The following is a 16,425-nucleotide window of genomic DNA, read 5'->3' on the forward strand; positions in this document are numbered from 1 at the left end:
CGAGGTTGTGCGCTTGGGTCACTTCTTTTCTTGCTCCCGCAAGCGCTTGTCCGACATCACCTTGTGCGCGGCCAAGATGTGGGCGACGGCTTCGTCGATATCGTCGGTGATCAAGAAGAGATCGAGGTCTTCAGGGTTGATGAACCCGCCCTCGGCCAAGGTTTTCTTCATCCACTCCACCAGACCGGACCAATATTCGGTGCCCATGAGCACGATGGGATAGTTGGTCACCTTGCCGGTTTGGACCATACACATGACCTCGAAGAATTCATCCATGGTGCCCATGCCACCCGGTAGGCAGATGAAGGCCTGGGAGTACTTGAGGAACATGGTCTTGCGGGCGAAGAAGTAGCGGAAGTTAAGACCCAGATCCACGTAGGGGTTCAGGCCCTGTTCGTGCGGCAGCTCGATGCCCAAGCCCACAGACAGCCCGCCGGCCTCATGCGCGCCGCGGTTGGCCGCCTCCATGATGCCGGGGCCACCGCCGGTGATAACGGCGTACTTGGCCTCTACTAGGCGGCGGCCCAAAGCCACTCCCAGCTGGTAATTCGGATCATCCTCCGGGGTGCGCGCAGAGCCGAAGACGGTCACGGCCTTGGGCAGCTTGGCCAGCGCGTCAAAGCCGTCCACGAACTCGCCCTGAATGCGCAGGACGCGCCAGGGATCGGCGTGCTGCCACTCATGATCCGCACCGGACTGCAGCAGGCGCTGGTCAAAGGTGGAGGACTGCTCTCCAGCAGTGCGCACGAGAAGAGGTCCGCGCAGAGTGCGCAGTTGCTCAGGCGTCATAGTGGTCTTATCCCTTCAGGTAATTCAAGAGTGCGGTCGAGACTTCGGTGATCTGAACGACGGGCACTTGCTCGTCCTTCTTGTGGGCAAAGCCCGGATCCCCGGCGCCGAAATTGACGGCTGGGGTCCCCATCTCGGAGAAACGGGCCACATCGGTCCAACCATACTTGGCGCGGACGTTGCCGCCGACGGCGTCGACAAGCGCGCGTGCCGCCGGCTGGCCCAAACCGGGCAAGGCCGCACCCGCGATGTCATCGACCTCCACGGTGATGTTCTCGTGCTCGCCGAGGACCTCCATCAGGTGCGCCAGCGCCTCCTCGGAGCTGCGGTCGGGGGCGAAACGGAAGTTGACGAACATCCAGGCCTCATCCGGGATGGTATTGGTGGCCACACCCGATTCGAGGTGGACGATGTTGAGGCCTTCCTTGTAGGTGCAGCCGTCAATCTCAACGTCGCGGGGCTGGTAGTTGGCCACGTTGAGCATCACCGGTGCCAAGGTGTGCGCGGCATTGGAGCCGAGCCAGGCGCGGGCTGAGTGCGCGCGGGTGCCGTGGGCGGTCACGCGCACGCGGATGGTGCCCTGGCAGCCGGCTTCGATCATGCCGCCGGAAGGCTCACCCAGCAGCGCTAGGTCTCCCTGCAGCCACTCCGGGTGATCCTTTTGCAGGTGGCCCAGACCGTTGAATTCGGTGGCGACCTCCTCGCCCTCATAGGCAATAACCGTGAGATCGTGCTTGAGCTCATCGGAATTGTACAGCTGCGCAAAAGCGTTGAGGTAGACAGCCATGCCGGACTTCATGTCAACGGTGCCGCAGCCATACATGATGCTGCCATCCTCCAACATGGTGTGGGGCACGTTATCGGCTAAGGGCACGGTATCGATGTGGCCGGCGAGGACCACGCGGCTTTTAAAGCCCCGATTCGTCCGGGCACAGACGGTGTTACCGTAGCGTTCCACCTCTACTTTGCTCTGGTCCAGACCACGCAGAGCTTCTTCGACCGCATCGGCGATCGCTTGCTCGTGGTGTGAAGGGCTGGGGATATCCACCAAGGCCTTGGTCAGCTCAATGGGATCGGAGAAGAGATTTAAAGTCACAACCCGCCATGCTAGCGCCCCCGGTTGCTTAGTGCATTGCGTAAAGTACTTCCCGTTGCAAACAATCAACAGCGTTGAAGGTGATTTCCCTATGGCTGCGGCCACTCAACTCAAAACCCGCCACCTCACCATGATGGGGCTCGGCTCCGCGGTGGGCGCGGGCCTCTTCCTGGGCGTCGGCTTGGGCATCCAGGTCTCCGGCACTTCCGTCCTTATTTCCTATGCGGTGGCTGGTGTGCTCATCGCCTTGGTGATGTGGATGCTCGGTGAGATGGCCGCCGCCCGCCCTTCGTTGGGTGCTTTCTCCACTTATGCGGGCCAGGCTTTCGGGCCGTGGGCGCGGTTCACGCTGGGCTGGATTTACTGGTTCATGCTGGTCATGGTGATGGGCGCAGAGATTACTGGTGCCGCGGCAATCGTCGCCAACTGGTTCGGGGTAGACCCCTGGATTCCAGCATTGGTGGCCGTAATTCTCTTCGCCATCGTCAACTTTGCCGCCGTGGGCGGCTTCGGCGAATTCGAGTTCTGGTTCGCCATCATCAAGGTTGCCACCATCGTGGCCTTCCTCGGCATCGGCGTGCTCATGGCACTGGGCATCCTGCCGGGTATGGATCTCTCGGTGGCGGGCCACAACTTTACGGAGAACTTCCTCCCCAATGGCGGCCCCGGCTTTGCTGCCGGCCTGCTCGCCGTGGCTTTCGCATTCGGTGGCATCGAACTGGTCACCATTGCCGCAGCTGAGTCCGAAGACCCCGCACACAACGTGGCCACTGCCGTGCGCGCCATCATCGTGCGCATCATGGTCTTCTACATCGGCTCCATCCTGGTCATCACCATGGCCTTGCCTTTCAGCTCTATCCAGGACGCCGATGTGGCCGCGGACTCGCCCTTCACGTTGGTCCTTGCGGCCGCGAAAATCCCCTTCGCCGCGGGATTCATGGAGGCGATCATTGCCCTGGCGCTACTCTCCGCCTTCAACGCGCAGATCTACGCCACCTCCCGCTTGGTCTATGACATGGCTAAGGACCACAGCGCGCACCACGTCTTTTTGAAGACCAACGCCTCCGGCTCCCCCATTTATGCGGTGGTGCTCTCCATCGTCTTCGCCTTTGCATCGGTAGCTCTGCAGTACTGGAACCCGCCGGGACTTCTGGCCTTCCTCTTCAACGCGGTGGGCGGTTGCTTGCTGATCATCTGGTGCTTCATCGTGGCTTCCTACATCAAGCTGCACCCTCAGATGAAAGCCAATGGAGAGCTCACCACGCTGCGTGTTCCGGGCTTCCCGTGGCTGCCATGGATCACCGCCCTGGCGCTGGTGGGTCTTACAATTCTCATGCTTTTCGATCCCTCCGCCCGCAACCAAGTCCTCGCCGTCCTCATCCTGACCGTGGCCCTGGTTGTGATATTCCACCTACTTCCGGGTAACTCAAGGCGCGCGGCGGACGCGTAACTGCTAGGGTGTGAGCCTATGACTTCAGCATCCGCACGCGGCCTGGCAACCATTACCCACGACGGCACCGTCCTGGACGTCTGGTTCCCCGCAGTTCACACCGATATCTCTGTAGAAGCCAGCGGCACCGAGCGCTTGGAGGAGGTTCCGCAGCAGTTCGCTGACCTGGTTGGCCCCGACGAGGAGCGCGGCGTTGCCCGCATCGCGGTGGAGACCTCCATCAAGGATCTGGACGAGGCTCCCGCCGACACCTACGACGCTTACCTGCGCCTGCACCTGCTCTCCCACCGCGCAGTCAAGCCTCACGGCCTGAACGTAGACGGGATCTTCGGCAAGCTGGCCAACGTCGTGTGGACCAACTACGGCCCCTGCGCGGTTGCCGATTTCCAGATGGTCCGCGGCCGCCTCGCTTCCCGCGGCCCGGTCGTCGTCTACTCCGTCGATAAGTTCCCGCGCATGGTGGACTACGTTGTCCCCTCCGGCGTGCGCATTGGTGACGCAGACCGCGTTCGCCTAGGTGCCCACCTTGCTGAGGGCACGACCGTGATGCACGAGGGCTTCGTCAACTTCAACGCCGGCACCCTGGGCGCCTCCATGGTCGAGGGCCGTATTTCCGCAGGCGTCGTCGTGGGCGATGGCTCCGATATCGGCGGCGGCGCCTCCATCATGGGCACCCTGTCCGGTGGCGGCAAGGAGGTCATCTCCATCGGTGAGCGCTGCCTGCTCGGCGCGAACTCCGGCGTGGGCATTTCGCTTGGCGACGACGCCGTCGTCGAAGCCGGCCTCTACGTCACCGCCGGCACCAAGATTGCCGTCTTTGGCAAGATCGCGGCGGCCCTAGGCCTGTCTGAGGGCGACACCATCAAGGGTTCCAAGCTCTCTGGTGTTTCCGGCGTGCTGCTGCGCCGCAACTCCGTGACCGGCGCCGTCGAGGCCGTCGATTGGAAGTCTGAGGCTGTGGCTCTCAACGAGGACCTGCACAAGAACTAAGCGCTGCTGCTTGAGGCCCCCGTTTCTGCGGGGGCCTTTCGTGATCCCAGATTCATTCCCTCGCCCACGTCCCTGCGCCACGGGCACCCCTCGATGCCCTACCGCCGACAGCCGCGGCCTAGAATGCTAAAGGTGACTGCTCAAAACGATTCCTCCTCTCGCTCACTCGGCAGCGGCTTGAAGGTCCGCCACCTGACCATGATGGGGCTGGGCTCCACCATTGGCGCTGGCCTTTTCTTAGGCACCGGTGTAGGCATTTCTGCCGCTGGCCCCGCGGTCCTTTTGGCCTACCTCATCGCTGGTTTCCTTGCCATCCTAGTCATGCAGATGCTCGGTGAGATGGGCACGGTCATCCCCGCATCCGGCTCCTTTTCCGAATACGCGGAGCACGGCATCGGCCGCTGGGCAGGCTTTACGCAGGGCTGGATTTACTGGCTCGCCACCGTCGCTGTCCTTGGCGCGGAAATCACCGGCGCCGCCGGATTCATCGGCGCGTGGTTTAACTGCCCGCCCTGGATCCCCGCGGCCATCTGCGTGGCACTCTTCGGCACCATCAATCTTTTGCGCGTGCGCTTGTTCGGCGAGTTCGAGTACTGGTTCGCCTTCATTAAGGTTGCCGTCATCATTGCTTTCCTCATTATCGGCGCACTATTGATTTTCGGACTGCTTCCCGGCCATACCTTCATCGGCACGTCTGTTTTCCTTACCGATGGCTTCATGCCCAACGGTTTCGGTGGTGTGGCCGCTGGTCTGCTCGCCGTAGCTTTCGCCTTCGGTGGCATCGAGGTCGTCGCCATCGCCGCGGCGGAATCCGAGGATCCCGAGAAATCCCTCGTCAACGCCGTGCGCACTACAATTACCCGCATTTCGGTGTTCTACCTGGGCTCTGTCCTCGTCATCACCTTCCTCCTGCCCTATTCCTCGCTCGGCTCCGCGCAGTCGGCCGCCGAGTCGCCGTTCACCATGGTCTTGGACCGCGCGGGAATCCCAGGCGCGGCAGCCATCATGGAAGTAGTCATCGTTCTCGCACTGCTTTCCGCTTTCAACGCGCAGATTTACGCTTCTTCGCGCATGATGCACTCGCTGGCCTCCCGCGGTGAGGCGCCCAAGCTCTTCGCCGCCACCGACCGCCGCGGCGTCCCGACTGCGGCCATCGCGCTGTCCGTCATTCTTTCCGCGGTGATGGTCGTCCTGAACTATGCGGATACCGGGTGGCTGCTGTCCTTCATGCTCAATGCCGCTGGAGCCTCGCTGCTTATCGTGTGGGTGTTCATCGCGGTGAGCCAGTTGCGCCTGCGCCCCCAGCTCGAGGCCATCCACCCACTGCCGGTGCGAATGTGGGCCTACCCCTACCTCACGTGGTTCGCGTTAGCTCTCTTCGCAGCCATCGCGGTGCTCATGCTTAGCGACGCCTCAGCCCGCATCCAACTCTTCTCCGCCGCCACCATGTTCGCGGTACTCGCAGTTGCAGGTGTCATCAACGCCAAGGCCCGCGGGATTGCCCCGACGTCTCGCCTGCCCCTACCTACGGCCGAGGAGCTCGAGGCCCGCTAGCCGGCCCACACCCTTCGCGCCGCCCCTCTCCCCCTCGCGCTGCGCCTCACTACCGGGCCCCTCCTTCCGTTCGCGCTCACCGGCGCACGACGTCGCGCTGCTTTCCCGCTCCCCGTGGCCGCAAAGGGTATAGCGCGTGAATAATCCCTTCAGCACGCGTCTTCACACCGCAGCTCCACCCCTTCGCGCTCACCGGCGATGGCTAGCACAGCGGCCGAGGCCTCCTCGTGAGCGCGAAGGGTACGCGGCCCCGAAGCCGTCATATCCAATGCCCCTCCCGATCCTTCGCGCTCACCGACATCGATCGGGCAGCCTGTCCAAGGCTGCCTGTGAGCGCGAAGAGGTTTTAAGGGAAGTAAAACTACCTAAATTGCGGACACAACAACCTTTACCGCCGAAATCAGCGTCTCGGGGCTGAGTTATCCACAGGCGGGAAATTGACCGTCGACACGTCGTTAAGCACTGCATACCTTGAGCGTCATGAAGGCATGGACGACCGCGGAGCTTCGCGCGCAAGGCTTGAGCAAGGAGGCAATCAGGCGGAAGCTTCGCGCGGGGACGCTCTTTCGCGTGCACCGTGGGATTTATAGCGACGAGTGGTCGCCGCTAGCTGTGGCGCGGGCTCTGGCGCACGGGCTCAGTCGAATACATTTCACGGGCAAGACCGCGCAGGAGATTCACTTGGGGAGGAAGCTGACCTTTCCACTGGAAGCCGAAGGTCCGCGCACGCTCCAGGGCAAGAATTTTCGGGTGACACATTCACGCCTGGCGGCTACTGCAAAGGTGAATGGCCTGCCTGTTGTTCAGGTGCTGTGGGCAGCTCGTCGTATGGCCGCTAACTGCAGACAACTGCTGGAAGAATATTATCGCGGCAAGACTGGCCCTGAGCGTTTGGACAATGACCGGCGGAGAATGCGTCGGGTCCCTCGGCGTTTGAAAGAGACGATACGCCGCACGCCCATCGGTACGGACAGCGTGCCGGAGCGCCAGCTCAGTCGAGGCCTTAGCGCAGACGGAATCTTTCCTGAGCACAACGCGCTCATTGCGGGCTACCGCTTTGACCTGAAGATTGGCAAACTCATCGTGGAGGTCGACGGCTGGGAGCACCACAAACATAGTCGTGCGTTTCAGGCAGATCGCTCGAAACAGAACGCAGCAGTAGCTCATGGGTATACGGTTTTGCGCTTTACTGCTGACGATATCCGCTACCACCTCGACGACGCCGTTCTACTCATCAAAACCATGCTTGAGCAGCTCAAAGGACGGAATCCGACGTTGCCGGCTGTGGTGACGCAACCCTATTGGACATGGCACTTGTGTATGTAACTCTTGAATTTATGACAAGCATTCTTTACACTTGGTCACGCAAGCACGACATACTGTAAAGGAAGCCACATGGCCGAGCATCACAATATGGTCCGCAAATGGCGGCGCTGGCTCGAGATGTCCCAAGCCGAACTCGCCGAACGAGCCGGCGTATCCCGCCAAACTATCGCCAATATCGAACGCGGCAACTACTCGCCCTCTGTCTACCTAGCGCTAGACATCTGCCGCGAACTAGGAAAAACCGTCGAAGAAGTCTTTGGAGATGAACAACATGATTAACGCCATTGCCAACTACACGCTCCGCGAGATCGACCGCGCTTCCCGCGACGAATTCGAGCGCGAGACTTTCTACAAGGCCTACGCCATCTCTGCGCCGCCTGCACAGTTCCTCGAGTTCGTTGTCGCCGCCATCCTTGCCTGGGTCCTCCCCGGTCAGATGAGCATGCTGAGCTTCCTCGTCATCGTGCCTTCTGTCTTAGGAAATACCATCGGAACTACGTGGCTGCGCAAACGCGTTGCCGCTCCGCTTGTCGGCCGTAATTGGTCCGCGATGGCGATTTACTTCATACCGATAATCGCGATGATCGCGGGTACCGCATTCAACGCCTATGCACCAGCTGACGGCCACATTCCCTCCGCTTATCTAGCCGGCGCCGCAGTTGGCGCTATCACCGTCCTCATCCTCGCACCCTTCATCCGCCGCTATCAACACCGTCGAGACCAAGCCCGCCTCGACGCCGAGCTCGACGATTAGACCGCACTGCGCGGCCTATCCCCTTCCCGCCCTTCGCGCTCACCGCGGACGGCGGGTTCTCGTTTTTACAGGCGCTGGTGAGCGCAAAGGGAGAATCAGGCGACTACCGCACTAACCCGCAGCTATGATCCTCCCACCTGCCGAAACATTAGTACCTGCTGCGCCGCTGGCACCGGTTCCGCTGCCATCTCCCTTCACGCTCACCGTGTGCGGGAACTAGCGATTCTTTTAGACGCCGGTGAGCGCGAAGGGCGGGCCTCCAGCTTCCATCCCTAAGCGCTCACCAGCGCGATGGCACGCCTCCACGCCAGGTTCCCGGTGAGCGCGAAGGGAGCATTGCTTGCCGACGCCCCCCTTCCCGCTCACCGCAGCATGTAAAAGTCCCCGGCGGCCAACGCTGGTGAGCGCGAAGGGCAGGCGCGGGGCAGGTGCACTGCGGAAGGGCAAGCGGGTTGGCGGAAGGGCAGGCAGGGCGGAAGGGCGGGGCGAAGGGCCGATATTAAGCCGGCGCGGTCTCGTGGACCACGACCGGTGCCTTGGGCTTCGAACGGAAGGTCCACAGCTTATTGAAGATGAAATTGATGGGCATGGCTACCACGATAGAAATGGCATTGGCCCAGTAGTACATCGTGCGGAAGCCCGTCGAGTCATCGAAAATATGCGGCGGCAACTGCAGCGGCGAGGTCGGATTCATCAGCAGGTACTGCACCGCGAGCGTGACCAGGTAGGCGCCGATACCCGTGATGAGGAACGGGAAAAAGCCACGTAGCCAGGACACCTTGTTGACGGACTTGAACGTCCACATGCGGTTGAGCTGGTAATTCCAGGTATTCGCCACGAGGAAGGCAATCGTGGAAAAGAACATGAACCAACGCACGTGGAACTGTGTGCCGAAGAGATTGAACATCGCGTCATGCGGCGTAGCGCCAAACCAGGCCAAACCGCATTTCGCAGCCACAATCGAGGTCGCAATGTTGACCAACGTGCCCGAGCCGCCGACCAGACCAAACTTGATGAACTGGCCGAGATTCGAGGCAAAGCGAGCAAAGCTCAGATCCGCCATGGACACGCCCTTCGTACAAAATGCTCAATTATGATGAATAAAACTTCGTACAAGTTTAGTCCGTCGCTCAGCGCAAACTAAAATGCGCGCCGCAATAGCGCCCAATCTCACAGCTTAAACTCACGCTTCTCGCCCGAAAGCGGGTCCTTAAAGCTCATCGCAATGTGGGAAAGCTGCAGCGGCGTTGAAAAGTCATAGAGGGACAACCCGCGATCCACCGGATAGGTATCATCCCCCACGAGCGGATGGCCCAGGTGATTGAGCACCACGCGAATCTGGTGGGTGTGCCCGGTCAGCGGCCAGACATCGGCCACCTTTCCTCGAACGCGCACCCGAGTCACTGTAGGCGTGCCGGAAGGATCCACGCGGACCTGGCGCTCGCCCCGCACCCGCCGCATGCCCAGCCGCACCGTGCCGTCGAAGGAGAAGGGCGCGGCCACCCGAGCTCGATAATGCTTCACCACCGCCCGCTCCTGAAAAAGCTGCTGGTACGCAGCGCGCGTGCGCGAATTACGCGAACACAGCACCAACCCCGATGTCAATCGGTCCAGCCGGTGCAGCGGCACAATAGAGTCCTCCCCATAGTCCACGCGCAGGCGGGTCTGGAGGGTCTCGCGCACGATGCGCCCATTCGACGTCGTAGGCAAAAAGTGCGGCTTGTCGACGACTATCAGGTCCCCATCCTCATACACCACGCGATAGTCAAAGGGAATAGGTTCTTCGGCAGGCGCCGGAGGGTGATACCACGCCAGCGTTGGACCGGGAAGCACAGTGCCAGGTTCTAAGCGGGCACCAGGCGAAAACGCGGAATCGCCCGCCTCACCTGCCCAATAGGTAGGAGTGGCGGGCACGATGCCGGTGAGCATCACCTTGCGCGGGCTAATCCCCTCCCGCGCCGGCGGGCGAAAGACCACTTACTCAGCCAAGCGCGCGACGGCTGCGGCAATCCGCTCATCGGTGCCGTTCAGGCCGATGCGTACGTACTGCTCGCCCGCTGGGCCGTAGAAATCACCCGGTGCCACGAGGATGCCGCGCTCGGCCAGCCAGTCAACGGTCTCGCGGCAGTTCTCACCACGGGTTGCCCACAGGTAGAGCCCAGCCTCGGAGTGCTCGATTCTAAAGCCCGCGCCGGTCAGTGCGCGCATGAGTTCTACACGGCGCGCGGCGTAGCGCTGGCGCTGGAGGGCTTCGGAGGGGTCGTCGTCAAGCGCGGCAACCATGGCCGCCTGAATGGGGCCCGGCACGATGAGCCCTGCGTGCTTGCGCAGCTCCAATAGCTCCGCGATGAGCTTGGCATCGCCCGCGAAGAAGCCCGCGCGGTAGGACGCCATGTTCGCGCTCTTGGACAGCGAATGCATGGCGATAAGCCCCGTATTGTCCCCATCGGTCACGCGCGGATCCAGGATGGACACCGGCGGGTTCTCATCATCCCAGCCCAAGCCCATGTAGCACTCATCTGAGGCCACGATGGCATTGTTCTCGCGCGCCCAAACGACGATCTCACGCAGCTTCTCGACGCCCAACACCTTGCCCGTCGGGTTCGACGGCGAGTTGATGAACACCAGCGAGGCGTCTTCGAAGTCATCGTCCGCACGCAGGGGCTTAGCACCGGCCAAGAGCGCACCGACTTCATAGGTGGGATAGGCCACCGTCGGGAAAGCTACGGTCTCACCACGCATGCCCAGCAAAGTGGGCAGCCAGGCGATGGCCTCCTTGGTGCCGATGACCGGCAGCACCGCGTCCACATTCATGTTGTAGCGGCGCTGCAGCGCCTTCGCGATGGCCTCCCGCAGCTCCGGGGTGCCCTGGGTCTGTGGGTAACCGGGAGCCTCGGCCGCTGCGGACAGTGCTAACTGCACGCCAGGGGCGACCGGATCAACGGGGTTGCCAACTGATAGGTCAACGATCCCGTCTGGGTGCGCCTGGGCCTTCTCCTTGGCACCGGCGAGCGAGTTCCACGGAAAATCCGGGAGTGTGTGTCCAAGCGGCGTGCGGCTCATGTTCTACTCCTGGTTCTGGGGCGGGAGCGCAGAGATCATCGGCACGTCAAAGTCCTGCGGGCCGAGTGCAGCTGCACCGCCCGGGGAGCCGAGGTCATCGAAGAAGGCGGCGTTGGCGTCGTTGTAATCCAGCCACTCATCCGGGACATCATCCTCGTAGAAGATGGCCTCCACCGGGCAAGCCGGCTCGCAGGCGCCGCAGTCCACGCACTCGTCCGGGTGGATGTAGAGCATGCGCTTGCCCTCGTAGATGCAGTCGACCGGGCACTCTTCAACGCAGCCGCGGTCCATCACGTCGACGCAAGGCTGCGCGATGGTGTAAGTCATAAGGTGTTTAAACTCCTGTGTGTCACGGGTTTTCTACGACTAACAGTATGCTACTCCGAGGCGAAAAATGGCCAAACGCTACCCGCGATTCCCGCGGCGAACAGCAGCAGGCTGAGAATATTATTGGGCAGCAGGCTACCGTCACCGATGGCGGCTCCCAGCATGAACGCGAGAAATCCTCCCACCCACGCCAGCCCGGGCACACCGGCGATGTAGGGATTCTCACTCCACAGGCGGGCTGTGCGAGTCAACACTCCGTTGAACCAGAATGCAATGAGAATGGTGATGGGAAAGGCCATCCCGGACTCGCCGGGCCACGGCAGACGAGCAGTGAGATAAACCACCTCGAGAGTCAGCGAGCAGAGTGCGCCTAAGACGAGCCACACTAGGCCCCCTACCTGCTCGCCGCGGGAGAAATCAGTGCGAATGGCGCGCTCGGTCATTTCTCCCCCAGCAATGAATCCTGTGGTTCACCCTGTCCCAATTGGTAGAACTCTTGACGCAGCAGAGGCATGGTGAGCAAGTTTGACAAGGCATAGGCTGCGGGAACCTCCGCAGGGTCTTTGAGCCCTGCCTGGGCGGCGTGCGGGTTGACGGTGGTGAGGGAGCCGTCGGCAAGCCAGATCTGCGTGGCGTGGGCCAGCATCGCCGCACGCTTGGCGCTGAGAGCCGCGTCAGTGAGCTCGTAGGTGATATCGCAGCCAGCGTTGGTGAAGTTGTCCAGGTACTCCTTGTCCGGCAGGCTCCAGCCCTCGGGAGGTGTGACAGCCTCGAGGCCGCGATAGTGCGCGGTGCGCTCGAAGACGGCCCACCAGATCCGCTGCTCAGGCGCAGCAGCCGCATGCACGACCTTGTGTACGGCGATATGGTCGGGGTGCCCGTAGCCGCCGTCCGGACCATAAGTCAACACCGCGTGTGGTCGCAGCGCAGCAAGGTGGCTACGCAATAAATCTGCGGCCTCGTCCACACGGTTCACCAGGGCCCGCGGATTCTCGTGAGAGGGCGAGCCTTCCATCCCGGAATCACGGAAGTGCCCAAATCCGCCCAGCTGAATGCCCTCGACCCCTAACGCGTCGAGCGCGTGCTTGAGCTCCCAAGCACGGAAACCTCCCAGCTGATCGGTTTCTGCCAGGCCTTGGTAAGGCTCGCCGATGATCTCGCCTTCCTCACCCAGCGTTGCGGTAATCACGGTGACCTGCGCGCCGCGCGCGGACAAGTCCGCCAGCGTGCCGCCGGTAAAGAGCACCTCATCATCCGGGTGAGCGTGAACAGCCACGACGCGGTAGCCCGCGAGATCCTTAATCATCGTCTTTCCTCCACTGCGGTGCGCTAATCAGACCGGAATCCCAGTCCTTAATGCTTTGTCCGGGGCCAACAATACCCTTGCCCAAAGCGTGGACTCGCACCTCATTGAGCAGCGGGATGAAGAGCACTTCTTCCTTGTTGAGGTGCTCTACCCGCTCTTCGGCGGCCTCGGAATCCAGTTCGCCTGAAAGAATGTCAAGGGCTGACTCTGCGGAATTTTCTGGGCAGAATCCCGACAGCGTTGCCGCTGGGCGCGTCGGCGTTGCGCACACGAAGTAATTGGCCAAGGTTATCGCATCCCTGCCGTTCTCATCCCACGCCACCACGGCATCAACCTTGCCCGCCGGAAGCAGATCCGAGGTAATTGTAGTCAGGCGTTCGGTGACGACCTCCGCGTCAATAGCCTTGGCTTGCAGCACGTCCACAATGGTGGTGGCTGCCGCCAAGGCCGTGGGATTTTGAGGATCCACACCGATGCGCACGGGCTTGCGTCCCGCCCGCTCCCGCAGTGGGGCAAGTTCCGCGTTACTGTCAAAGGGGTTGTTCCCAGGCTCCAGCTCTGAGGCACGGCCGGTGGCCAAGCGGGCAATCTGGTCGGTATCGAGAAGCGAAGCCAATGCGCGGCGCTGGGGCTGCTCGTTGAGAGCGCCCTCCGCAGCGGACATTTCCAAGCGGAGCTGGCGTTGCCGTGTCACCACACCGGTATTGACATTGCTGAGCAGGCTCAGGCTCTCCAGGGTGGTCTGTTGCGGGGTGAAATCAGCAAAACCGATCTGCCGAGAGCGCAACATATTCACCGCTTGCGCGGTATCGCGAACCGCGCGCAGCTGGATGACGTCGATGTTCGCGGGATCTTCTCCCCAGAAACGGTCATTGCGATTAAGCGTGATGATTCCTCGCCCGCGGTCCATGCTTTCCACGAGGTAACGCCCAGCAGAGGCGGGGATCCCGTCGGCCAGCACTGAGGCGAAATCCCTGTCTTCTAGAAGGTGGGAGGGCAAAAGATGGGCAAAAAGTTTGTGCCAATCTTCGACGCGGTGGTCGAAGTCCACGGTCACCACCCGCCCATTGCCGGAGGTCCGCACAGCCGAGATCGCCCGATAGCCAGAAACATTCTTAGCCCCCGGGGTGCGAGTTATCTGGGACCACAAATAGTTAAAGTCGGAACCACTGATCGGCGTGCCATCAGACCATTGGGATGGCGCGGCGATGGTATAGCGCACACGCATCGCAACGCCTTCGGGAGCTTCGATCTCCTCGGCAGATTCCAGGACATCCGTGTCCATCTCGGTGCCGTGGAAAGCAGAGGGCAGCACTAGCTCCGCAATCTGGTTGACCAGCTCAGAATTATTTGCCACGAGGTGCGGGTTGAGGCCGCCGCGCAGCGGGTCAACCCCGATGGCCACGGTGCTGCGCTTCGGCAGAAGGTCCTCTTCGGGCGCTGCCTCAGGTGGCGGGGCGGTGGTGCTGGAATTCGTTGGAGGGGCGCTGCGATCATCCTCGTCCACCACCGGCGGCGGGCCAGGGTTAGCCTGGCAGGCCGTCAGCAGGGCGGCTGCGAGGATAACGCCGAGCCGAGGCAGGAAACGGTCCACTCCACACAACCTCAAATTCCGGAAAGTACTTCTTTACCACCCTGGGGCGGCGCTTGACGACGCCCCACGCATCCCCAGTGGTTACTTGTTGAGCTGCTTAGCGCGGGCGGCCGCACGCTTGCGTTCGGTGGAGGACAGCTCGACCTTGCGCACGCGCAGGACGTTCGGGCCGACCTCGACGCACTCGTCGGTGCCACAGAATTCCAGCGCCTCTTCCAGGGACAGGGTCCGAGCCTTGGCGAGGGTGACGGTGGCATCCGCGGTGGCGGAGCGCATGTTGGTCAGCTTCTTTTCCTTGGTGATGTTGATATCCATATCCTCATCACGGTTATTGGCGCCAACAACCATGCCTTCGTAGGCCTCCATGCCCGGCTCCACGAAGAAGTCACCACGGTCCGCCAACTGCTGCAGAGCGTAGGCGGTGATCTGACCGGAACGGTCGGCCACCAGCGAGCCCGTCGGGCGTGCCTTGATATCGCCAGCCCAAACATCGAGACCATCGAAGATGGAGTTGGCGATACCAGAGCCGCGAGTCTCCGTCATGAACTGAGTGCGGAAGCCGATAAGGCCGCGGGCGGGGACGCGGAAAACCATGCGGACCCAGTCGCCCTCGCGGACATCCATGGACTGCATTTGGCCCTTGCGGGTGGCCAGCAACTGGGTAATAGCGCCCTGGTGCTCGGAGGGGGAATCGATGGTGAGCATCTCGTACGGCTCCATCGTCTTTCCGTCGATGACCTGGGTGACCACCTGCGGCTTGCCGACGGTCAACTCGAAACCCTCACGGCGCATGTTCTCGATGAGCACGGACAAGGCCATCTCGCCGCGGCCCTGAACCTCCCAAGCATCCGGGCGCTCTGTCGGCAGCACCTTGAGGGAGACGTTACCGATGAGCTCCTGGTCCAAGCGAGCCTTGACCATGCGGGCAGTGAGCTTATCGCCGCCGCCCTGGCCTGCCATCGGGGAGGTGTTGACGCCGATGGTCATGGAAATAGCCGGCTCGTCGACCTTGATGCGCGGCAGCGGCTCTGGGTGCTCGACGTCCGCGATGGTGTCACCAATCATGATGTCGGAGATACCGGAGATGGCCACGATGTCACCGGCGATAGCCTCGGTGTCCGGCTGGCGCTGGAAGCCGACGGTGCGCAGGAGCTCTGCCACCTTGACGGTCTTAGTGTGCATCTCCCCTTCCTCGTCATAATGTATCCAGGCCACCTGCTGGCCCTTCTTGATGGTGCCTGAGTAGATACGCAGCAAGGCGATACGGCCGAGGAAGTCATCGGAGTCCAGGTTGGTCACGTGCGCCTGCAGCGGGGCGTCGACCTTGGCGGAGGGCTCAGGGAGGACGTCATAGATGACGTCGAAAAGCGCCTGCAGATCATCGGCGTTCGGGACGTTGCCATTGCCCGGGTTTTCGGTTGAGGCCTTGCCCTCACGGCCGGAGGTGTAGAGGACCGGCAGATCCAGCAGTTCCTCGGCAGCAGCTGCTGCTTCCTCATCTTCCAGGCCGGCGGCGATTTCCAGCAGCAGGTCCTGGGCCTCGGTAACGACCTCATCGATTCGGGCATCCGGGCGGTCGGTCTTATTCACGCAAATGATGACCGGCAGCTTCGCCTCCAGCGCCTTGGTAAGCACGAAGCGGGTCTGTGGGAGGGGGCCTTCGGAGGCGTCGACAAGCAGCACGACGCCGTCGACCATCGAGATACCGCGCTCCACCTCGCCGCCGAAGTCGGCGTGGCCCGGGGTGTCGATGACGTTGATGATGAGATCCCCGCCGTCCTTGCCCAGGCCCTTGCGGTGGATGGCGGTGTTCTTCGCCAGAATGGTGATGCCGCGCTCGCGCTCCTGATCATTGGAGTCCATGACGCGATCCGAGTGTTCGCCATGGTCGCCGAAAGCGCCGGACTGCTCCAGCATGCCGTTGACGAGGGTGGTTTTACCGTGGTCAACGTGCGCGACGATGGCTACGTTACGGAACTCAGTATTACTCACGTGTGGGGTGCTCCTTAAAGCATGATGCGTTAGCGATGTGAACGGCCCTTAAATATACTCTCTAGCTCTTTGATGTGCAGCATCGCGCAGGATCCCGCAGAGCGCTGCGGGATGTAACGAATTGATATCAACACCCGACATACCGCACAGTAGTCCTCTATTGAGAGTTGACTACATCAAAAAA

Annotated in this window: 16 protein-coding genes; 6 read left to right on the forward strand and 10 right to left on the reverse strand. The window is 61.8% G+C overall.

The window, feature by feature from the left end; genetic code table 11:
- Positions 1–18: 18 nt before the first annotated feature.
- Both QP363_RS01430 and dapE read right to left on the reverse strand, forming a co-directional pair.
- Positions 19–789, reverse strand: a complete 771-nt coding sequence (locus tag QP363_RS01430) for a TIGR00730 family Rossman fold protein (RefSeq protein ID WP_070443168.1) — start codon at positions 787–789, stop codon at positions 19–21.
- A gap of 7 nt (positions 790–796) precedes the next feature.
- Positions 797–1,885: a succinyl-diaminopimelate desuccinylase gene (gene dapE / locus QP363_RS01435; RefSeq protein WP_070730907.1), complete on the reverse strand. Its 1,089-nt coding sequence runs from the start codon at positions 1,883–1,885 to the stop codon at positions 797–799.
- Between the two features lie 91 nt (positions 1,886–1,976).
- On the opposite strand from dapE, the gene QP363_RS01440 reads away from it, so the two are divergent.
- From QP363_RS01440 to QP363_RS01465, 6 genes are all read left to right on the forward strand, one after another.
- The gene (locus QP363_RS01440) at positions 1,977–3,335 is read left to right on the forward strand and encodes an amino acid permease (protein WP_284762011.1); all 1,359 of its coding nucleotides are present in this window, start codon (positions 1,977–1,979) and stop codon (positions 3,333–3,335) included.
- A gap of 18 nt (positions 3,336–3,353) precedes the next feature.
- A complete protein-coding gene (gene dapD, locus QP363_RS01445; protein ID WP_070443173.1) occupies positions 3,354–4,325 on the forward strand; it encodes a 2,3,4,5-tetrahydropyridine-2,6-dicarboxylate N-succinyltransferase in 972 nt (323 codons plus the stop codon).
- Positions 4,326–4,448: 123 nt separating this feature from the next.
- Positions 4,449–5,879, forward strand: a complete 1,431-nt coding sequence (locus tag QP363_RS01450) for an amino acid permease (RefSeq protein ID WP_070711789.1) — start codon at positions 4,449–4,451, stop codon at positions 5,877–5,879.
- Positions 5,880–6,359: 480 nt separating this feature from the next.
- Entirely contained in the window at positions 6,360–7,205 is an 846-nt protein-coding gene (locus QP363_RS01455) for a type IV toxin-antitoxin system AbiEi family antitoxin domain-containing protein (RefSeq protein ID WP_070711783.1), read from the forward strand.
- A gap of 69 nt (positions 7,206–7,274) precedes the next feature.
- Complete coding sequence (locus QP363_RS01460) at positions 7,275–7,484, forward strand: helix-turn-helix transcriptional regulator (RefSeq protein ID WP_070443181.1); 210 nt, start codon at positions 7,275–7,277, stop codon at positions 7,482–7,484.
- Positions 7,468–7,959, forward strand: a complete 492-nt coding sequence (locus QP363_RS01465; RefSeq protein WP_284762012.1) for a transcriptional regulator — start codon at positions 7,468–7,470, stop codon at positions 7,957–7,959. Before QP363_RS01460 ends, QP363_RS01465 begins: the two co-directional genes overlap by 17 nt.
- A gap of 499 nt (positions 7,960–8,458) precedes the next feature.
- Here the strand turns inward: QP363_RS01465 and QP363_RS01470 are convergent, their stop codons facing one another.
- The 8 genes from QP363_RS01470 to typA all read right to left on the reverse strand — a co-directional run bounded on the left by QP363_RS01470 (position 8,459) and on the right by typA (position 16,241).
- On the reverse strand, positions 8,459–9,022 hold the full coding sequence (locus QP363_RS01470; protein ID WP_070718725.1) for a GtrA family protein: 564 nt from the start codon (positions 9,020–9,022) through the stop codon (positions 8,459–8,461).
- Positions 9,023–9,129: 107 nt separating this feature from the next.
- Positions 9,130–9,936: a pseudouridine synthase gene (locus QP363_RS01475; RefSeq protein WP_284762013.1), complete on the reverse strand. Its 807-nt coding sequence runs from the start codon at positions 9,934–9,936 to the stop codon at positions 9,130–9,132.
- Positions 9,937–11,022, reverse strand: coding sequence for a succinyldiaminopimelate transaminase (gene dapC / locus QP363_RS01480; RefSeq protein WP_144657175.1), 1,086 nt, complete (start codon positions 11,020–11,022; stop codon positions 9,937–9,939).
- A gap of 3 nt (positions 11,023–11,025) precedes the next feature.
- Positions 11,026–11,349 (reverse strand): ferredoxin, encoded by a 324-nt coding sequence (gene fdxA / locus QP363_RS01485; RefSeq protein ID WP_070443193.1) that lies wholly within the window; start codon positions 11,347–11,349, stop codon positions 11,026–11,028.
- Between the two features lie 50 nt (positions 11,350–11,399).
- Positions 11,400–11,792 carry a hypothetical protein gene (locus QP363_RS01490; protein WP_070645286.1) on the reverse strand — a complete coding sequence of 131 codons (393 nt, stop codon included), beginning with the start codon at positions 11,790–11,792 and terminating at the stop codon, positions 11,400–11,402.
- On the reverse strand, positions 11,789–12,652 hold the full coding sequence (locus tag QP363_RS01495) for a PIG-L family deacetylase (protein ID WP_284762152.1): 864 nt from the start codon (positions 12,650–12,652) through the stop codon (positions 11,789–11,791). Before QP363_RS01495 ends, QP363_RS01490 begins: the two co-directional genes overlap by 4 nt.
- Positions 12,648–14,249 carry an ABC transporter family substrate-binding protein gene (locus tag QP363_RS01500; protein WP_284762014.1) on the reverse strand — a complete coding sequence of 534 codons (1,602 nt, stop codon included), beginning with the start codon at positions 14,247–14,249 and terminating at the stop codon, positions 12,648–12,650. Before QP363_RS01500 ends, QP363_RS01495 begins: the two co-directional genes overlap by 5 nt.
- A gap of 81 nt (positions 14,250–14,330) precedes the next feature.
- Positions 14,331–16,241 (reverse strand): translational GTPase TypA, encoded by a 1,911-nt coding sequence (gene typA, locus QP363_RS01505; protein WP_284762015.1) that lies wholly within the window; start codon positions 16,239–16,241, stop codon positions 14,331–14,333.
- Positions 16,242–16,425 lie beyond the last annotated feature (184 nt).

This window comes from Corynebacterium sp. UMB6689 (assembly GCF_030215295.1).
GTDB classification, from domain to species: domain Bacteria; phylum Actinomycetota; class Actinomycetes; order Mycobacteriales; family Mycobacteriaceae; genus Corynebacterium; species Corynebacterium aurimucosum.

Excerpts from the sequence above, each read along its gene's own strand:
- QP363_RS01430 (WP_070443168.1), bottom strand. The coding sequence starts at position 789 with ATGACGCCTGAGCAACTGCGCACTCTGCGCGGACCTCTTCTCGTGCGC.
- QP363_RS01440 (WP_284762011.1), top strand. The coding sequence starts at position 1,977 with ATGGCTGCGGCCACTCAACTCAAAACCCGCCACCTCACCATGATGGGG.
- dapD (WP_070443173.1), top strand. The coding sequence starts at position 3,354 with ATGACTTCAGCATCCGCACGCGGCCTGGCAACCATTACCCACGACGGC.
- QP363_RS01450 (WP_070711789.1), top strand. The coding sequence starts at position 4,449 with ATGCTAAAGGTGACTGCTCAAAACGATTCCTCCTCTCGCTCACTCGGC.
- QP363_RS01455 (WP_070711783.1), top strand. The coding sequence starts at position 6,360 with ATGAAGGCATGGACGACCGCGGAGCTTCGCGCGCAAGGCTTGAGCAAG.
- QP363_RS01460 (WP_070443181.1), top strand. The coding sequence starts at position 7,275 with ATGGCCGAGCATCACAATATGGTCCGCAAATGGCGGCGCTGGCTCGAG.
- QP363_RS01465 (WP_284762012.1), top strand. The coding sequence starts at position 7,468 with ATGAACAACATGATTAACGCCATTGCCAACTACACGCTCCGCGAGATC.
- QP363_RS01470 (WP_070718725.1), bottom strand. The coding sequence starts at position 9,022 with ATGGCGGATCTGAGCTTTGCTCGCTTTGCCTCGAATCTCGGCCAGTTC.
- dapC (WP_144657175.1), bottom strand. The coding sequence starts at position 11,022 with ATGAGCCGCACGCCGCTTGGACACACACTCCCGGATTTTCCGTGGAAC.
- fdxA (WP_070443193.1), bottom strand. The coding sequence starts at position 11,349 with ATGACTTACACCATCGCGCAGCCTTGCGTCGACGTGATGGACCGCGGC.
- QP363_RS01490 (WP_070645286.1), bottom strand. The coding sequence starts at position 11,792 with ATGACCGAGCGCGCCATTCGCACTGATTTCTCCCGCGGCGAGCAGGTA.